The organism is Rothia sp. 32237D007AR (genome assembly GCF_053544675.1).
The window spans coordinates 13,813-30,146 of the sequence record NZ_JBPPUO010000004.1 but is presented as its reverse complement, the minus strand read 5'-3'; the positions used below and the strand labels follow the sequence as shown (position 1 = coordinate 30,146).

Genomic DNA, 16,334 nt, shown 5'->3' with positions numbered 1-16,334 from the left:
CATGGCACTGAAAGTTGAAGTCGTATCCCGCTCGCAGATTGTGTGGGTTGGTGAGGCCAAGTATGTGCGTGCTCGCACCGTGGAGGGCGATTTGGGTATTATGCCCGGTCACATTCCCACTATGGCCCTTCTGGCTGAAGATGGTGAGCTTCTGATTGAAGCTACCAACGGTGAGAAGAAGACCACCCGCCTGCACGAAGGTTTCTTGACCGTTTCGAACGATCGAGTCACTATTGCAGCTAAGCATGCCCAGGTATAGATTGGGCTAGCTGGTCAAAAGGACGCCGCCCTCCCCCTTTGCTGGGGGAGGGCGGCGTCCTTAACGTTTTAGAAGAGGCGTGATTCTACGTCATCGACTCCGCGCATGGCGTCGTAGTCAAGAGCCAGGCAGCGGATACCGCGGTCTTCAGCTAGGGTGCGGGCCTGAGGCTTAATACGCTGGGCGGCGAAGACTCCCTGAACGGGGGCCAGCAGGGGGTCGCGGTTGAGCAGTTCCAGGTAGCGGGTGAGTTGTTCTACCCCGTCGATATCGCCTACGCGTTTGAGTTCAACAGCAACGGAGAGACCTCCGGCGTCCTTGGCTAGGATGTCTACCGGGCCAATGGCGGTGGGGTATTCGCGGCGTACTAGGCGGTAGCCGGCACCTAGTAGTTCAATCTGTTCAGCAAGCAGGCGTTGCAGATCGGCTTCAACGCCGTCTTTGATCAGGCCTGGGTCGATGCCTAAGTCGTGGGTGAGTTCCCCGTGGGTGCTGAAGATACGGATCATGAGTTTGTCGTCGCTTTTGGCTGCTTGGACAGTCCATAGTTCGCTCACATCGGGGTCGAGGTCTTCTGCGATGGAGGTGCCCTCAAACTCTTGACGGGGGGAGATGTGGAGGCGGCAGGGAGGGCTCATCCAGTTCAGGGGCTTGTAGGAGCCACCGTCTGAGTGAATGAGTACTGAGCCGTCATTTTTGATCATGAGCAGGCGGGTGGCACGGGGTAGGTGGGCCTTGAGGCGGCCTACATAGTCTACGGAACAATCAGCTATAACTAAACGCACCGTACCACTCTAACAGGTGGCTTGGGCGGGCACACCTGTGCGTGAAAGAATGGGGGAATGCCTCGTCGTTCTTCCTCTAAGTCCCGCCGCCCTCGTTCTAATTCGGGGCCAGCCCCCAGTAAATGGCAGAAAAAGCGCCCGGTGGGGCGCGATATTTCTCGTATCCTTGACCCTGCTGCGCGGGTAGAGAGCGCTGCGGACGGTGACTGGTATGTGCAGTATATTCCTGCCATTAACGCCCTTAAAACCTATAAGTGCCCTGAATGTCTGTGTGCTATTCAACCGGGTGTGGCTCATCTGGTGGTCTGGCAGCATGATCACATGTTTGGTGCCCAGCGGGCTATTGAGGAGCGCCGTCATTGGCATGAGCGGTGCTGGAAAACCCGTAGATTCTGGTAGGGCGCTGCCAGGTTGTAGAATGCTCAGCCAGAAAACCCGGTAGCTGCCCCGCTGGGCGGGGGGGGCTACCGGGTAGGGTGTGGGGTTGTTCTTAGAGCTGGTCTTGCCGGGGTACCAGGACCTCGTTGACCAGGATCAGGAGGGCTGCTGCTACGGGGATACCGATGAGGGCTCCTAGAACTCCCCAGAGGGCTCCGCCGGCTGCTACCGCAATAATGGCTACAGCACCGGGGACTGCTACGGCCCTGCTCATGATGCGTGGGGAGATGAAGTATGCCTCGATTTGTAGGTAAATCAGGTAGGGGATCAGGAAGAAGAGGGCGGTCTGCCAACTATCGAGCAGGGAGACGATAGAGACGAGGGCCGCAGCCGTAACGCCACCGATCAGGGGGATAAAGGCTAGGATCAGCACAAAGAGCATGAGCAGCTGGGCGAAGGGCACCCCTACGATGAGCATGATGATAGCGGCGCAGGTGGCGTTGCAGATAGCTACGAGGGCTTGACCCATGACGTACTGGCCAACGGAGTCAGTAATTTTTTCGGTCAGGTAGCCTACGCGTTCACGCCGGGAGGCTGGGGCCAGGCGGATGAACCAGGCTTTGATAGTGGGCAGGGAGGCCAGCATGTAGATGGAGAGGAAGAGGACGATGATGGTGCCGCTGGTGATTTCTGCCAGGGCTGTACCAGCGTTCATGAGGGAATTTAAGAAGGTGCTGACCACAGAGGAATCTGAGGTGAGCTGATTAAAGAAATTTTCTACTTCTGCATCCACCGTTGAACGGATGTGGTATCGCTCATCTAGGCCTGAGAAGAAGTCAGAGTTGAGGAAATTCTCAAATTGTTGGGGGAAGCCAGTAATAAATGAGATTGCCTGGCTGGCAATCATGGGGATGACCCAGAAGATGAAGGCTGTTGCTAGACCGAGGAAGAAGAGGAATACTACAGCCACGCCTGCCCCGCGAGGCAGACCCAACTGTTCGAATTTGCGTACCGCTGGGTCTAGCCCTAGCCCGATGAAGAGGGCCCCTGTAATCCAGCCTGCCAGGGGTCCGACGTTGAGGAGAAGGTAGGAGGCCAGCCAGGCAAGGCCGACACCCAGGGCCAGCATGAAGCCAAAATGTACGGGGTTGCTGATATAGCACCCCTTGCCCGGTGCCATGGTGTGGGCTTCTGGGGGAGCGGGGGTAGCGCCGTCCTTTTTTTCTTTGAGGTGTGCCGGTTCCTCAGGTAGCTGGAAGCGGGGGCGGGGGCGGGCGCCAGGAATGGCAGGTAGGGTGAACCTGGTGGCTTGGCTACCGTTTGGTGCGGACGCTTTGGCGCCTTTGGTGCGTGAGACGAGAGAACGGATCAGTCGTGATTGTGAAGAAGATGAGGTCATGCTGGCTGTGTGGGTGGTAGGGGGTCTATTGTGTTCTACCTTATCTTGATTCTGCCCTGGGCTAGAACTGTGGCGTGCTGCCCTGTCTCAGGGGTTGCTTTTGGCACCATAGACAGTAGATGTATTTGTTGCTGTGAAAGGAAGACCCCATGGCTGGGATTGAGGATCAGAATCTACCTGCGTCGGTGCGAAACGCCCTGGATTTAGGGGCTGTGGGTAGAGAGGGTGTGGGTGAAGCTGCCGATTCCCCTGGCCTTAGTTCTGAGCGCACTGAGGCAAGTGCTACTGCTAGCTGGCGGCTAGATGTTACCGATGTTGCGCAGTTTCAGCAGCTACTGCAGGAATCTAACCGAGGGGCCGTGATTTTTGCCCTGTGGGCGCCTCACTCACCGGCCTCGGTTCAGATGCTAGAGCAGATAGAGGCTCTGGTGAATTCTGCTGAGGGTAATCTGCTCTTGGCGGCCGTTGATATTACCAAGACTCCTGAGATTGGTCAGGCCTTCCAGATTCAGGGGGTTCCTGCTGCTATTGCTGTGCTAGCTGGCCGCCCGGCCCCGCTCTTTACCGGCCCTGTTGAGCCTCAGGCCCTAACTGAGGTGCTGGGGCAGGTGGTGCAGCTTGCAGCCCAGCAGGGTCTACCTGGCGGGTTTGAGCCGGTGTTAGCAGAGAAGGAGAAGCCCCTACCTCCTTTGCACCAGGAGGCTATTGATGCTCTTGACCGGGGCGACTATCAGGGGGCTGAGGCGGCATATCAGAAGGCCCTGAATGAGAACCCGGGGGATAAGGACGCAAAAATTGGTCTGGCTCAGGTGCACCTGCTCCATCGGGTCTCTACCATGAACCTGGTGGATGAGCGCCAGAAAGCAGCAGCTGACCCCACCGATGTGCAGGCTCAAATGAATGTTGCTGACCTGGATGTAGCCGGTGGTCATGTGGAGGACGCCTTTAACCGTCTCATTGCCCTCTTTAAGGCTGTCGATGCAGAGACGAAAACGTCAGTCCGGGAGCGTCTGCTAGAACTTTTTGAGGTGGTCGGTGCCTCTGATCCGCGCGTTATTAAGGCCCGTTCAGCCCTGATGATGGCTCTTTTCTAAAGAATCATCCCAGTGGGGGAGGGAAAATGCCCATAACTGGTTACAGTGGAAGTATGGCACATGAAAACCTTCCCCCGCAGAACGATAGTTACGGCCAGACCCCGCAGCGGCCTGACCACGCCCCGCACCAGCCTGACCCAGCCCCCACTAGCACCTCTTCTGAGCCTCTTTCGGCCCCAGTGGAGGCTGAGGTGGCTGAAACCAGCCGAGCAAGCGCCGCCCTAGAAATCACCAACCTGGTAAAAGTCTTTGGCCAGCAGGCTGCAGTCGATGGGGTTAACTTGACTGTTCCCCGCGGCTCCTTCTACGGGCTGGTGGGGCGCAACGGTGCAGGTAAGACCACTACTCTCTCCATGGCAACCGGCCTGCTTAAGCCCACCGCCGGGCAGGTGCTAGTAGGTGGGGTAGATATCTGGGCTAACCCCCTGGAGGCTAAACGCCGGGTGGGTGTGCTGCCTGATGGCGTCCGCCTTTTTGATAAGCTCACTGGTGAGCAGCTCCTGACCTACGCCGGACGCCTGCACGGGCTTGATAAGGCAACGGTGGCTGAGCGAACCCGCGACCTACTGATTGCTATGGATCTGACCGGGGCAGCTGGGCGCCAGGTTGCCGACTATTCAGCCGGTATGACCAAGAAAATTGCCCTAGCCTGCGCCATGATTCATGCCCCCTCCCTGCTGGTGCTCGATGAGCCCTTTGAGGCGGTGGACCCGGTCTCTGCCTCCAACATTCAGGATATTCTCAAGGCCTATGTGGCAGGCGGGGGAACCGTCATCATCTCATCTCACGTGATGGACCTAGTGCAGCGTTTGTGCGACCACGTTGCCATTATGAACGCTGGCCGTCTTCTGGCCTCTGGCACCGTAGAACAGGTGCGCGGCGGCGTAACCCTAGAAGAGCGGTTTGTTGAGCTGGTGGGCGGACGCGTCGTATCGGAGGGAATCTCATGGTTGCAGTCCTCCTAAAACTCAAGCTTGACCATTTCTTGGCGATTTTCCGTAAGGGCAACGCCTGGTCCATTGTGGGCCTGGTCTTTGGTCTGCTCTACGGGCTGGGCCTGGTTGTGGGGCTTTTTGCTTTTGGTTTCGCTGTGCAGAACCCGGCAGACTCCCTGCTGATTCTGGGGGTGGGCGGTGCCCTGCTGACCCTGGCCTGGTGGCTCATTCCCCTGGTCGCGGCAGGAGCTGACCCCACCCTTGACCCGGAGCGCCTGGCACCCTACCCCATTACCGTCCGCCAGCTCATGGGCGGCCAAGCCCTGGGCGCTTTCATTGGCCTACCGGGCATCTTGACCCTCCTGTCATCTCTTGCCCTGATAACCTCAAACTTCTATTCTCTACCGGCTACCCTGGCCTTTATCCCCGCTTCTGCGCTGGGAGTAGCCCTTGCTATTCTGGGCGGACGCCTGATGGCAGTAGCCTCTATTCCCCTCCGATCCCGGCGGGCTGTGAGCAACACACTGACTATTCTTGCCTTCATAGCCCTAGTTTTTACCGGGCCACTGATCATGGCAGCTACTACCGCCCTTGCCCGTAACCTGGACCAGCTTCATCAGGTTCTCACCTACCTGCAATGGACCCCCTTAGCCTCAGCCTGGGCTATTGCCCCACAGGTAGGGGCAGGGAACTACGGGCTTGCCGCCACCCTGACAGTGCTCACCCTGGCCTACTGTGCCCTGACCTGGCTTATCTGGCAGTTCTTTGCCGCTAAAACCATGGCCAGTGTGGGAGATTCCACCGGGGTACATGATGAAGGTAAAACCGTGGCCCAAGGTGAGCTGGGGCTACTAGGGCGGTTCCCTGCCACCGTGCGCGGGGCTATCGCTGCCCGCACCCTCGCCATGATGTTCAAGGACTCCCGGGCCAACCTCAACGTGCTCATGGTGCCGCTCATGTATATCTTGATGATCATACTTTCAGGTTCATTCGCTTTCGCCCTCAACGGGGAGGCAGAGACGGTGGCCAACCCTATGCCGCTGATCGCGGTGGTCGCCTTCATACCGGCTATGGCAGGCTGCTCCCAGACCAATCTGGCCTCATTGGAAGGCTCTGCCTTCTCCCTGCACGCTACGGCACCCCTGCGCGGCATAGATGACAGGCTGGGGCGGGCCTACGGCATGATGCTGATCTACCTGCCCCAGATTGTACTAGGAACCCTGGCCTTCGCCTTCCTGACCGGCCACACCACCTGGGCCCTGCCCCTGCTGGTAAGCGCTCTGGGAACCTACTTCATCGCCAACGGCATGGCCAACTACCTGGACACCACCTTCAATGCACCGGTAGTACCACCGGGAACCAGCCCCTGGAAGACCCCGGAACAACCCGATGGTATGGCCAAGACCATGGCACGTGGCTTCCTGCTCTTGATCCCCATGGCTCTCTCACTACCGGCCCTGATTGGTATGGCTGCCACCTCCCTTGTCGGCGGTATGATCTGGTTCTGGCTGGGGGCTATCGTCACCGCCCTCATCGGGGCGCTGGCCTTCTATCTCGGCGTCCGTGCCGGGGCAAAAAACTACGAACGGCACGTAGCAGATATCTACCAGCGCGTAGCCCGCTACAGCTAAGCCATCTCTCGGCCTGCTAGAAGCAGGCAAGCCCCCACCGGCGTCCACCCCCTGCCTCATAGCAAGGGGTGGGCGCCGTCTTGACGGGGGCACTACACTGGTAGTCAAGACCACATGCCTTGAGATAAGGAGAAAACGGTATGTCATCGATTCCCGGCATTGAAGACCCCTTCCCCGAAACCGCCCACTCCGGTGGCACCGCCCTACTAGAACGCGAAGAAGTACAGAACGTCGAACCCGGCGACCACGAACGCTTCGCCCACTACGTGCGCAAAGAAAAAATCATGGAGTCAGCCCTCACCGGCAAGCCCGTGCGCGCCCTCTGCGGCAAAAAATGGACCCCCGGCCGCGACCCCGAAAAATTCCCCGTCTGCCCCGAATGCAAGGAAATCTACGAAGGCCTAGCCCCCGGCAACGATGAGAACTAGAGCTAGCTCATAGCCCCATTCCCCAAGGAATGGGGCTAAACTTTTGTGGTGCCCACAAAGCAGCAAGGGCACGCCAGCGGGAAGGGAAAACACACCATGAACGACAGCCAACTACCACTCTTCGGCGAAGGATCCAACCCGCCCCTGCCCCCAGCCTACCCCGATAGAGCAGCCTGGGGAACCGCCCCCAAACTCCGCGCCTGGCAGGCCGAAGCCATGACAAAATACTTTACCGAAAACCCCCGCGACTTCATGGCCGTGGCAACCCCCGGCGCAGGTAAAACCACCTTCGCCCTCACCGTCGCCAAAGAACTCTTCAACCGCGGCACCATCAACCGTATGACCGTCGTAGCTCCCACAGACCACCTCAAACGGCAGTGGGCCGATGCCGCCGCCCGCGTCGGCATCTCCATCGACCCCAACTTCAAAAACTCAGACGGCACCACAGGGCGCGGCTACCAAGGCGTTGCCCTCACCTACGCCCAGGTCGCCAACAAACCCATGCTGCACCGAGCCCGCACCGAAAACGGCCGCACCCTGGTCATCATGGACGAAATCCACCACGCCGGTGACGCCCTCTCCTGGGGCGATGGCCTACGCGAAGCCTTCGAACCAGCCACCCGCCGCCTCGCCCTCACCGGCACCCCCTTCCGCTCCGACACCGCAGCCATCCCCTTCGTCCACTACGAAGAGGACGCCGACGGAATCCGCCGCTCCCAATCTGACTACTCCTACGGCTACGGGCCCGCCCTCAAAGACCACGTCGTGCGCCCAGTCATCTTCATGGCCTACTCCGGGCAAATGCGCTGGCGCACCTCCGCCGGCGAAGAAATGGCCGCCAACCTAGGGGAAGGCTTCACCAAAGACGTCACCGCCCAAGCCTGGCGCACCGCCCTCAACCCCGACGGCGAATGGATCCCCACCGTACTCGCAGCAGCCGACAAACGCCTGACCGAAGTACGCCGCACCGTCCCCGACGCCGGTGGGCTAGTCATCGCCACCGACCACGCCGACGCCCGCGCCTACGCCAACCAGCTACAAAAAATCACCGGCGAAAAACCGGCCCTCATTCTCTCTGACGACAAAGAAGCCTCCAACAACATCGAAGAATTCTCCGCAGGCCTTGCTCGCTGGATGGTAGCAGTACGCATGGTCTCTGAAGGGGTGGACGTGCCCCGCCTAGCAGTGGGCGTCTACGCCACCTCAACCTCAACCCCCCTCTTCTTCGCCCAAGCCATCGGCCGTTTCGTGCGCTCACGCAAACGCGGAGAAACCGCCTCCGTCTTCCTCCCCTCCGTACCCCAGCTCATGCTACTAGCTAACGAAATGGAAGCTGAACGCGACCACGCCCTCGACCGCAAAGGAACCAGCGAAGAAAATATCGACCCCCTCAAGGAGGGGTTGGACGATCACCTCATCGAAGAAGCCAACAAAGAAGAAGTCGCCAGTGACCAGCTCACCCGCGGCAAATTTGAAGCCATCGGTTCCCAAGCCTCCTTCCACGGCGTCCTCTTTGACGGGGCCGAATTCTCCACCGGCGGCCTGGAAGTCGGCTCCGAAGAAGAACAAGACTTCCTAGGTATCCCCGGCCTACTAGACGCTGACCAGGTAGGCACCCTACTGCGGGCCCGCCAAAAAGACCACGCCTCCCGCCGGCCCGCGTCCGCCACCGCACAGGTTGTAGACCACCGTCAACTCAAAGACCTACGCAACAAACTCGCCAAGAATGTGGCGGCCTGGGCTGCCCGCACCGGCAAACCCCACGGCTCCATTCACAATGAGCTACGCCGTATCTGCGGTGGGCCCGCTGTTGCCCAAGCCTCAGCCGACCAGCTCCAAGCCCGCCTCGATAAGCTCCAAGACTGGTTCGTAGGCCGCAAGTAGGAACTCTTTGCCTACCCCCTTGCGGTTGTGGTGCCAGCAGGCACCCGTAAACGCCAGCAGGCACCCGTAAACGCCAGCCCCGAGTCAGCTTGCTGGCACCACAACCACCAGCCACTAGAACATCACATTCCCTGGGCTACAGCACCTCGGTGACCTCCACCCCAGCGTCCTCCAGTTCACCGCGCACATCATCAAGGGAACCCCCATCAACCGGGGCCGTCAAATCAAGCAGCACACGAGTCTCATAGCCAGCATCCACCGCGTCTAGGGCAGTAGCTTTCACGCAGTAGTCGGTAGCAATACCCACCACATCAACATCGCTGATTCCACGCTCAGCAAGCCAATCATCCAGAGAAACCTTAGGGGTATCAGGCTGCACCGGGGCCCCGGCCTCGCGCTCGCCGGTCATGACTGAATCTTCAGGCGCTAGTAGCCCCTCGAACCCGGAGTAAGCAGCCTCAAACTCGCCCTTGCGGAAATAGGCCTCGATGTAGTCGGTATCAAGGTTTTCGTGTAGGTCAGCGCCCCGGCTTTCAGCCTTACAGTGCACAGGCCAGGAGTCTTTAAAGTCGGGATTCTCAGAGAAATGTGTGCCGGGGTCAACATGCCAGTCTTGGGTGGCAACGATGGCCTCGTAGTCACCGTGGTGGTTCTCTACATATTCGCTAATGAGCGCGGCAACCTCTGCACCTTGCTCGGTAGCTAGTGAGCCGCCGTCGCAAAAATCGTTCTGAACATCAACAATAATGAGTGCTTTTGACATAGGGGTGTCCTTTACTGTGAGGAGACAAATTCTGTGGGGATGACCGGGTCGCCAGGGGAGAGACGGGCCGCTGACGCCGGTAGCTCGGCGAGGGAGAGGGCATGACGTTCAGTGGCGCGGTGTACGCCCTGCGCCCCGGTCAAGCCGGGCTGGGCCTGCCCGTCTACCACTAAATCAATCATGAGGGGCCGGTCATTAGAGTCGGCAGGTGCTTCAATATCGAGCCCTACCACTTCGGCTGTTGCAATACCGGAAGCATTGAGACGGCGCACCGCAGTTTTCTTACCGCCTACTGATGCCTTGCCGGAGGAGGCCTTAGCAACAGGTTCCATGACGCCCTGCGAGTTTTCTCGCAAGACCACCTTATAGACCATAGAAGAGGTGGGTACCCCGGAACCGGTAACCAGCTTGGTACCTACACCGTAGGCGTTGACAGGCGCGGCTGCCAAAGAAGCAATGGCGTATTCATCTAGGTCACTGGTGACGGTTATTTTAGTGGCGGTATTGCCCAAGGCATCGAGCTGTTCGCGCACCTTTTGGGCTTGGGCTACCAGGTCGCCAGAATCTAGGCGGACGGCTCCCAGATCTTTTCCTGCTAGCTCAACTGCCAGGTTCACGGCTTGTTCCACATCGTAGGTATCGACCAGCAAGGTGGTGTCTAGGCCTAGGGAGGCCAGTTGGGCTTGGAAGGCTTGGCGCTCTGAATCATGGAGTAAGGTGAAGGCGTGGGCGCTGGTGCCTAGGGTGTGCAGGCCGTAGCGGCGGCCAGCTTCAAGGTTAGAGGTGGCGGTGAAACCGGCAATGACCGCAGCGCGGGCCGCTGAGACGGCTGCCTGTTCGTGGGCCCGGCGAGAGCCCATTTCTAGGCAAGGACGTTTACCGGCGGCAACCGTCATGCGGGAGGCTGCGGTGGCAACGGCAGAATCAAAATTGAGGATGGAAAGAATGAAGGTTTCTAAGAGGCATGCTTCTGCGAAAGTGGCTTCAACCTGTAGGACGGGGGAGTGGGGGAAGAAAATCTCGCCCTCAGCGTAGCCGCGGATAGAGCCCGAAAAACGGAAGTTGGCCAGGTAGTCCAGGGTTTCTTGGTTGACCACCTGGCGGGAGGCTAAAAACTCTAGTTCTTCAGCGTCGAAACGGAAGTTTTCTAGCCCCTCAAGTAACCTGCCGGTGCCAGCTAATACCCCGTAGCGGCGTCCGCCTGAAAGTCTGCGGGTGAAGACTTCGAAGACGGTGCGGCGGTGGGCTGCTCCTGATGCGAGGGCAGCTTGCACCATGGTTAGCTCATAGTGGTCGGTGAGGAGGGAAGTATTTTGAGTCACGGGTATAACTTTAGCCTTTTGACTGCACCTAAGCCTAGCCCCTGGCAGTGAAGGGGTTAGAGCGCAAAGTCACGAAGAGTCCTATGATAGATAAGGTACAGCTGACCTAAGGAGTGCGCCCGATGCCTTCGGCTACCTTATCCACCAACACGCTGATGGACGCTGAGCTTGATATAGCTTTTAGCGACCAGATTCAGCCCAATCTGCCCTGGGTCGTCATCGTCTGGGATGACCCCGTTAACCTGATGAGCTTTGTGACCTATGTGCTGCGCACCCAGTTTGGTTACAGCACCGAAAAGGCCCACCAGCTGATGATGCAGGTTCACACTGAAGGTAAAGCCACCGTCTTTAGCGGCTCCAAAGAAGAGGCCGAACGGCACACCACTGCCCTGCACACCTGGGGCTTGTGGGCAACTATCGAGCAGGCAGGTGCATAAATCCTATGGCAGAACCCTTTACCCCTACCTCCCGGGGAATTACCGCCCGCTTTACCCCTGAAGAAGTGCAGGTACTGACCCGCCTCTTTGAGGACGTCGCCCTTGCCTTAGAGCCAGAAGAAGACCCTAACTCTGACCCTCTGGCGGCCCTGGTGGGTATTGCACCGACGGCACAGGTGCCGAGTGACCCGGCGGTGGCCCGTATGCTGCCGGTAGCTAGCGATGACCCTGAAGTTGCCGATGAATACCGCCGCTTCACCGACCTCTCCTTGCGCCGAGCCAAGATTGAGCACCTGACCCAGGCCTCTATGGATCTACAGGCTGGGGTGGTGCGCTTAGATACTGAAAGGGCCAATAGTTGGGCTGCTGCCCTTAACGATGTGCGCCTGACCTTGAGTACCCGTTTGGGTATTACCAGCGCAGAAGATGCTGAGCGTATTGGTCAGCACACTGACTGGGGTAGTGTTGAGAGCACTGAGGACTATATGGCCTTGCTCTATAACTTTGTGACCTGGTTGCAAGAAAGCCTCATGGAGAGCCTCATCTTAGGGTTGGAGGATTCTGGGGCGTGAGCCCTGGCCCTGCACCTTTCTTTCGTGACTGATTATGACGCCCGGGGCGGCAGCGGCGGCGTGATAGTCCACTCAAAAGCCGGTTGGTGCGACGGCCATCCTATAGTTTTCTACAACCTTTAGATAGGGTCAGTCTGTAATGAGCGAAATCAACCCGAAACTCGTCACCCCTTGGGGCAGTCAGGTGCTTGCCGAACCTACCGCAAGCGCCCCCATCGGTGTCTTCGATTCGGGGGTGGGCGGCCTCACCGTTGCCCGCGCCATCATGGATCAGCTACCGCACGAGTCAGTGATCTATGTGGGTGATACCGCCCACGGCCCTTACGGCCCCTTGACCATTGCCCAGGTGCGGGCTCACGCCCTACACATTATGGATGAGCTGGTGGATTCTGGGGTGAAACTGTTGGTCATTGCCTGCAATACTGCCTCGGCTGCGGTTCTTCGGGACGCCCGCGAACGCTACACCCGCAAGTACGGCATCCAGGTAGTAGAGGTTATTCAGCCCGCTGCCCGCAGGGCGGTGGCAGCAACCCGCAACCGCAAAATTGGTGTGATAGCCACTGAGGCCACCGTGACCTCCCGGGCCTATGAAGATACCTTCTCGGTCATGAGTGATCTTGAGATTTACTCGGTGCCCTGCCCCCGGTTCGTAGAATTCGTGGAAAAGGGTATTACCAGTGGCCCCGAACTGCTAGAAACCGCCGAAGAATACCTGGCCCCTCTCAAAAAGGCCGGGGTCGATACCCTGGTGCTGGGCTGCACCCACTACCCCCTGCTCACCGGCGTCATCTCCTACATTATGGGCGATAACGTCACCTTAGTATCTTCCTCTGAGGAATCAGCTAAGGACGTCTACAAGGCCCTGCTGAGGGGCGGGCTAGAACGCCCAGCCCTGCTAGCTCCCTCCCATGAGTTCCTGGCAACGGGTGAAACGGAAACCTTTGAGCACCTGGCCCGGCGTTTTCTAGGCCCGGAGGTGGCCCAGGTACGGCACACCAACTCTGTTGCAGAGCGATTCCCCACCGGTTCCTTAGCCATTGTTCCCCCTGAGCTGGTTGCCCCGCGCATTACCGTCACCACCCCCACCCCCTAATACAGATTTATAGAAGGAGGTAGACCCCCTTTATGCGATTGACCGTCATAGGCTGCACCGGCTCCTTCCCCGGGCCTAACGCGGCGGCCAGCTGCTACATGGTCTCGGCCATTGATGACCTGGGCAAGACCTGGCGCATAATCCTTGATATGGGTAATGGTGCGCTAGGTACCTTACAGACCCATATCAACCTTGAAGATATTGACGCTATTCTTATCTCTCACCTGCACCCTGATCACTGTATCGACCTTTCGGGCCTGCACGTGGCGGTTAAGTGGGACCCTAACGGCTGGTCTAAGGGGCCTATCCCTCTTTACGGGCCTAGCGATACTCACCAGTATTTGGTCAATACTCAGGGTCTGCCTATTGAGCCCGGTATGCACACTGAGTTTCAGTTCAATGTCTGGAGCAATCACGCCCCGGTCACCATCGGCCCCTTTACTGTCACCCCCCACACGGTGGTTCACCCCACCAAAGAACCTTATGCCCTGCGGATTGAGTGCCAGACCAGTGAGGGTAAGACGGTGCTGACCTATTCAGGGGATACTGATTCTTGCCCGGGTCTGGTTGAAGCAGCCCATCAGGCTGATTTGTTCCTCTGCGAGGCTGCCTACCAGGAAGGGCGCGATGATGCCCTGCGCGGTATCCATCTGACCGGTAAACGTGCCGGTGAAGCGGCTGCTGAGGCTGGCGTCCGCAACCTGCTACTGACTCATCTGCCTATCTGGAATGACCCCGCTATTGCCTTGGCTGAGGCCCAAACGGCCTTTGATGGGCCGATTTCAGTTGCTGAGGCTTCTGCAACCTACCGGGTTAACCCCCGTCGTAGCTCTCAAGAGTATGAGAGTAACCCGCAGACTACTACCTTGAAGGTTATTAGCCGCCAGCAAGGCTAACAGGAGTACAATCTGGGGCAGAGTATAGGGCTCAGTACACATAGAGCCCCAGAACGAACACCCCCTTATCTTTTAAGAGCACACACAACACGGGTGCAGAAAAAGGTGCCGGTTTTGTGCGCCCTGGGCTACAGGCGATAGGCTGAAAGCATGACAGAAAACATGGCAGCACCCACTGTACGCGGCGATGGCCGCACCCCCGATCAACTCCGCCCCATCACCGTCACCCGCGGCTGGTCAAAGAACGCTGAAGGTTCAGCCCTGATTGAATTCGGTAACACACGGGTGCTCTGCACCGCCTCCCTGACTGAGGGGGTGCCCCGCTGGCTCAAGGGCCAGGGCACCGGCTGGGTCACCGCAGAATACGCCATGCTACCGCGTGCCACCAACACTCGTAACTCCCGTGAATCAGTCAAGGGTAAGATTGGTGGTCGTACCCACGAGATTTCCCGGCTGATTGGCCGCTCCCTGCGCGCGGTCATTGATACCGCTGAGCTGGGGGAGAACACCATTGTGCTTGACTGCGACGTTTTACAGGCGGACGGCGGCACCCGCACCGCCGCTATCACTGGTGCTTACATTGCTCTTGCTGATGCTATTGGCTGGGCCCAGGCCCAGGGGATTATCCCGGCTAAAGCTAAGCCCCTGACTGGTTCTGTTGCCGCAATTTCTGTCGGTATTATTGATGGTGTGCCCATGCTGGATTTGCCTTATGAAGAGGACGTTCGCGCCGAGACCGACATGAATGTGGTAGTCACCGGTGAGGGGGCCTTCGTTGAGGTTCAGGGCACCGCTGAGGGTGCACCCTTTGACCGCGATGAGCTCAACTGCCTGCTCGATTTGGCCCTGCACGGTACCGCGCAGCTGGCCCAGATTCAGCGTGAGGCCCTGGAGGACTAATGCCTGCAAAGATTGTTCTTGCTACCCACAACCAGGGTAAACTGCGCGAGTTCCGTGAGATGCTTCGCGGCGCTATTGAGGGTTTGGACGTTGATACTGAGGTCATCGACGCAGGTGCCGCTGGTGCCCCTGATGTTCTTGAAGATGGAGTCACGTTTGCCCAGAATTCTCTGATTAAGGCCCGCGCGGTTGCCCAGGCTACCGGTCTCATTGCTATTGCCGATGATTCGGGGCTGTCTGTGGATGTGCTCGGTGGGGCTCCGGGTATTTTTAGTGCTCGCTGGGCTGGCCAGCATGGGGATGATGAAGCGAACCTTAACCTGCTCTTGGCTCAGCTGGCAGATATTGCTGATGAGCACCGTGGTGCCCGCTTTGTCTGCGCCGCTTCGATGGTGACCCCTGAGGGGCTAGAGGTTGTTGAAGAGGGGGAGCTGGCTGGAACTCTCTTGCGGGAGCCCCGTGGGGAGGGTGGCTTTGGCTATGACCCGATTCTGGTAGCTGACGGTTTTACCGGCCAGTACGCGGGTCTTTCCTGCGCCCAGGTGCCAGCAGAGGTCAAGAACGCTATTAGCCACCGCAGCCAGGCCCTCGCCCGGCTTCTTCCCCACCTGCAGGCTGCTCTGGCTCAGTAATAACCCGGGACGAGGTACCTTATGGTGGCGTACCTTACCGTCATCGAACAGATGAATGCTCTGCCTGTGGTCACAGCGGTGATGGACCAGGCTGGTGTGAATATTCCCCGCGACCGCTGGGATGTGCGGACGACCGGCTCTGCCCACGTCATTGTTAACATGGGGGCAGAGTTGAGTGTGCGTATCGCTAAAACTCCAAAGACCGGTCACCAGGTGGCCCGGCGTACGGAGATTTTGCGGCGGCTACCGCAGGACCTCCCTTTTGCTGTGCCCCGGCCCATTACCCGAGTGATTACCCGCAACGGCTTTACAGCTGTGGGGCTGACCTGGATTAAGGGTGAGCCTCGTTTGCAGGGATCAGCCCCGCCCAAGCAGCTTGCTACCCTCATTAAGGCGATTCATTCGGTAGATTTCAGGGGCTATGGGCCCTATATGGATATGGTCCATGAGCACTGGGGTGGGCGAGATAACTGGGAGGTCCTGTTACGGGAGCAGGTCGTCCCCCAGTTGCTCAGTGGCGCCCAGAAGATTGCCCATGCGGCTATCGACCGGGTTCTGGCCCTTGAACCTGCCCCGCCGGTGCTGGTGCACGGCGATCTTGCAGGGCATAACATTCTGTGGAAGGGCGATAAACTGGTGGGCGTTATCGACTGGGACCATGCCTCAGTGGGTGATGCCGCTATCGACCATGCGGCCTTAGGTAACTTCTACGGCTGGGATTCTCTGGCTAAAGTCCTCAACGATGCCCAGCTAGAACGGGCCAGAATAGTAGCCCGCCTGCTACCTCTCCAATCACTGGCCTATATTATGCATAACGGCATGGGCGGGGCTATCCAACGCTTAGCGGTAGAGCGGGCCGATGAGTGGTACCTTGATCACCGCGCCGAGGTGCTAGCAGCATAGGGGGGGCAGGCTGGTGCTCAGCG

The 16,334-nt window shown here is 58.7% G+C and carries 18 protein-coding genes; 14 read left to right on the top strand and 4 right to left on the bottom strand.

Annotated features, from left to right (window positions below; genetic code table 11):
* The first annotated feature begins 1 nt into the window (after position 1).
* Entirely contained in the window at positions 2-259 is a 258-nt protein-coding gene (locus tag ACED87_RS03915) for a F0F1 ATP synthase subunit epsilon (RefSeq protein ID WP_449082480.1), read from the top strand.
* Between the two features lie 68 nt (positions 260-327).
* Here ACED87_RS03915 and nucS read toward each other — a convergent pair whose 3' ends face one another.
* Positions 328-1,044: an endonuclease NucS gene (gene nucS, locus ACED87_RS03910; RefSeq protein WP_449082478.1), complete on the bottom strand. Its 717-nt coding sequence runs from the start codon at positions 1,042-1,044 to the stop codon at positions 328-330.
* Between the two features lie 57 nt (positions 1,045-1,101).
* Between nucS and ACED87_RS03905 the strand changes: the two genes are divergently transcribed.
* Positions 1,102-1,443 (top strand): ATP/GTP-binding protein, encoded by a 342-nt coding sequence (locus ACED87_RS03905; protein ID WP_449082476.1) that lies wholly within the window; start codon positions 1,102-1,104, stop codon positions 1,441-1,443.
* Between the two features lie 91 nt (positions 1,444-1,534).
* Here ACED87_RS03905 and ACED87_RS03900 read toward each other — a convergent pair whose 3' ends face one another.
* Positions 1,535-2,821, bottom strand: a complete 1,287-nt coding sequence (locus ACED87_RS03900) for an AI-2E family transporter (RefSeq protein WP_449089626.1) — start codon at positions 2,819-2,821, stop codon at positions 1,535-1,537.
* Between the two features lie 149 nt (positions 2,822-2,970).
* Here ACED87_RS03900 and ACED87_RS03895 point away from each other — a divergent pair, with 149 nt between their 5' ends.
* The 5 genes from ACED87_RS03895 to ACED87_RS03875 all read left to right on the top strand — a co-directional run bounded on the left by ACED87_RS03895 (position 2,971) and on the right by ACED87_RS03875 (position 8,793).
* Positions 2,971-3,915, top strand: coding sequence for a co-chaperone YbbN (locus tag ACED87_RS03895; protein WP_449089625.1), 945 nt, complete (start codon positions 2,971-2,973; stop codon positions 3,913-3,915).
* A gap of 53 nt (positions 3,916-3,968) precedes the next feature.
* Positions 3,969-4,880: an ABC transporter ATP-binding protein gene (locus ACED87_RS03890; RefSeq protein ID WP_449089624.1), complete on the top strand. Its 912-nt coding sequence runs from the start codon at positions 3,969-3,971 to the stop codon at positions 4,878-4,880.
* Entirely contained in the window at positions 4,862-6,481 is a 1,620-nt protein-coding gene (locus tag ACED87_RS03885) for a hypothetical protein (protein WP_449089623.1), read from the top strand. Before ACED87_RS03890 ends, ACED87_RS03885 begins: the two co-directional genes overlap by 19 nt.
* A 140-nt stretch (positions 6,482-6,621) precedes the next feature.
* Positions 6,622-6,909 carry a DUF3039 domain-containing protein gene (locus ACED87_RS03880; RefSeq protein ID WP_185174469.1) on the top strand — a complete coding sequence of 96 codons (288 nt, stop codon included), beginning with the start codon at positions 6,622-6,624 and terminating at the stop codon, positions 6,907-6,909.
* A gap of 96 nt (positions 6,910-7,005) precedes the next feature.
* Complete coding sequence (locus tag ACED87_RS03875) at positions 7,006-8,793, top strand: DEAD/DEAH box helicase (RefSeq protein ID WP_449082466.1); 1,788 nt, start codon at positions 7,006-7,008, stop codon at positions 8,791-8,793.
* Positions 8,794-8,929: 136 nt separating this feature from the next.
* On the opposite strand, the gene ACED87_RS03870 is transcribed toward ACED87_RS03875, so the two are convergent.
* Together ACED87_RS03870 and ACED87_RS03865 are read right to left on the bottom strand one after the other, a co-directional pair.
* Entirely contained in the window at positions 8,930-9,556 is a 627-nt protein-coding gene (locus ACED87_RS03870; RefSeq protein WP_449082464.1) for an isochorismatase family protein, read from the bottom strand.
* Positions 9,557-9,567: 11 nt separating this feature from the next.
* Positions 9,568-10,878: a nicotinate phosphoribosyltransferase gene (locus ACED87_RS03865; RefSeq protein ID WP_449082462.1), complete on the bottom strand. Its 1,311-nt coding sequence runs from the start codon at positions 10,876-10,878 to the stop codon at positions 9,568-9,570.
* Between the two features lie 122 nt (positions 10,879-11,000).
* Between ACED87_RS03865 and clpS the strand changes: the two genes are divergently transcribed.
* From clpS to ACED87_RS03830, 7 genes are all read left to right on the top strand, one after another.
* Positions 11,001-11,315 (top strand): ATP-dependent Clp protease adapter ClpS, encoded by a 315-nt coding sequence (gene clpS, locus ACED87_RS03860; protein ID WP_449082461.1) that lies wholly within the window; start codon positions 11,001-11,003, stop codon positions 11,313-11,315.
* 5 nt (positions 11,316-11,320) lie between these two features.
* Complete coding sequence (locus ACED87_RS03855; protein WP_449082459.1) at positions 11,321-11,887, top strand: DUF2017 domain-containing protein; 567 nt, start codon at positions 11,321-11,323, stop codon at positions 11,885-11,887.
* Between the two features lie 139 nt (positions 11,888-12,026).
* Entirely contained in the window at positions 12,027-12,980 is a 954-nt protein-coding gene (murI, locus tag ACED87_RS03850) for a glutamate racemase (RefSeq protein ID WP_449082457.1), read from the top strand.
* A 32-nt stretch (positions 12,981-13,012) separates the two neighbouring features.
* Positions 13,013-13,876, top strand: coding sequence for an MBL fold metallo-hydrolase (locus tag ACED87_RS03845; RefSeq protein ID WP_449082455.1), 864 nt, complete (start codon positions 13,013-13,015; stop codon positions 13,874-13,876).
* A 150-nt stretch (positions 13,877-14,026) separates the two neighbouring features.
* Positions 14,027-14,776: a ribonuclease PH gene (gene rph / locus ACED87_RS03840; protein WP_449082454.1), complete on the top strand. Its 750-nt coding sequence runs from the start codon at positions 14,027-14,029 to the stop codon at positions 14,774-14,776.
* Positions 14,776-15,408, top strand: coding sequence for an RdgB/HAM1 family non-canonical purine NTP pyrophosphatase (gene rdgB, locus ACED87_RS03835; RefSeq protein ID WP_449082452.1), 633 nt, complete (start codon positions 14,776-14,778; stop codon positions 15,406-15,408). Before rph ends, rdgB begins: the two co-directional genes overlap by 1 nt.
* Positions 15,409-15,429: 21 nt before the next feature.
* Positions 15,430-16,311 carry a phosphotransferase gene (locus tag ACED87_RS03830; RefSeq protein ID WP_449089621.1) on the top strand — a complete coding sequence of 294 codons (882 nt, stop codon included), beginning with the start codon at positions 15,430-15,432 and terminating at the stop codon, positions 16,309-16,311.
* Positions 16,312-16,334 lie beyond the last annotated feature (23 nt).

What these genes read in the sequence shown, in the direction of transcription:
- ACED87_RS03915 (WP_449082480.1), top strand. Translation starts at nt 2, where the DNA reads ATGGCACTGAAAGTTGAAGTCGTATCCCGCTCGCAGATTGTGTGGGTT.
- ACED87_RS03905 (WP_449082476.1), top strand. Translation starts at nt 1,102, where the DNA reads ATGCCTCGTCGTTCTTCCTCTAAGTCCCGCCGCCCTCGTTCTAATTCG.
- ACED87_RS03900 (WP_449089626.1), bottom strand. Translation starts at nt 2,821, where the DNA reads ATGACCTCATCTTCTTCACAATCACGACTGATCCGTTCTCTCGTCTCA.
- ACED87_RS03895 (WP_449089625.1), top strand. Translation starts at nt 2,971, where the DNA reads ATGGCTGGGATTGAGGATCAGAATCTACCTGCGTCGGTGCGAAACGCC.
- ACED87_RS03890 (WP_449089624.1), top strand. Translation starts at nt 3,969, where the DNA reads ATGGCACATGAAAACCTTCCCCCGCAGAACGATAGTTACGGCCAGACC.
- ACED87_RS03885 (WP_449089623.1), top strand. Translation starts at nt 4,862, where the DNA reads ATGGTTGCAGTCCTCCTAAAACTCAAGCTTGACCATTTCTTGGCGATT.
- ACED87_RS03880 (WP_185174469.1), top strand. Translation starts at nt 6,622, where the DNA reads ATGTCATCGATTCCCGGCATTGAAGACCCCTTCCCCGAAACCGCCCAC.
- ACED87_RS03875 (WP_449082466.1), top strand. Translation starts at nt 7,006, where the DNA reads ATGAACGACAGCCAACTACCACTCTTCGGCGAAGGATCCAACCCGCCC.
- ACED87_RS03870 (WP_449082464.1), bottom strand. Translation starts at nt 9,556, where the DNA reads ATGTCAAAAGCACTCATTATTGTTGATGTTCAGAACGATTTTTGCGAC.
- clpS (WP_449082461.1), top strand. Translation starts at nt 11,001, where the DNA reads ATGCCTTCGGCTACCTTATCCACCAACACGCTGATGGACGCTGAGCTT.
- ACED87_RS03855 (WP_449082459.1), top strand. Translation starts at nt 11,321, where the DNA reads ATGGCAGAACCCTTTACCCCTACCTCCCGGGGAATTACCGCCCGCTTT.
- murI (WP_449082457.1), top strand. Translation starts at nt 12,027, where the DNA reads ATGAGCGAAATCAACCCGAAACTCGTCACCCCTTGGGGCAGTCAGGTG.
- ACED87_RS03845 (WP_449082455.1), top strand. Translation starts at nt 13,013, where the DNA reads ATGCGATTGACCGTCATAGGCTGCACCGGCTCCTTCCCCGGGCCTAAC.
- rph (WP_449082454.1), top strand. Translation starts at nt 14,027, where the DNA reads ATGACAGAAAACATGGCAGCACCCACTGTACGCGGCGATGGCCGCACC.
- rdgB (WP_449082452.1), top strand. Translation starts at nt 14,776, where the DNA reads ATGCCTGCAAAGATTGTTCTTGCTACCCACAACCAGGGTAAACTGCGC.
- ACED87_RS03830 (WP_449089621.1), top strand. Translation starts at nt 15,430, where the DNA reads ATGGTGGCGTACCTTACCGTCATCGAACAGATGAATGCTCTGCCTGTG.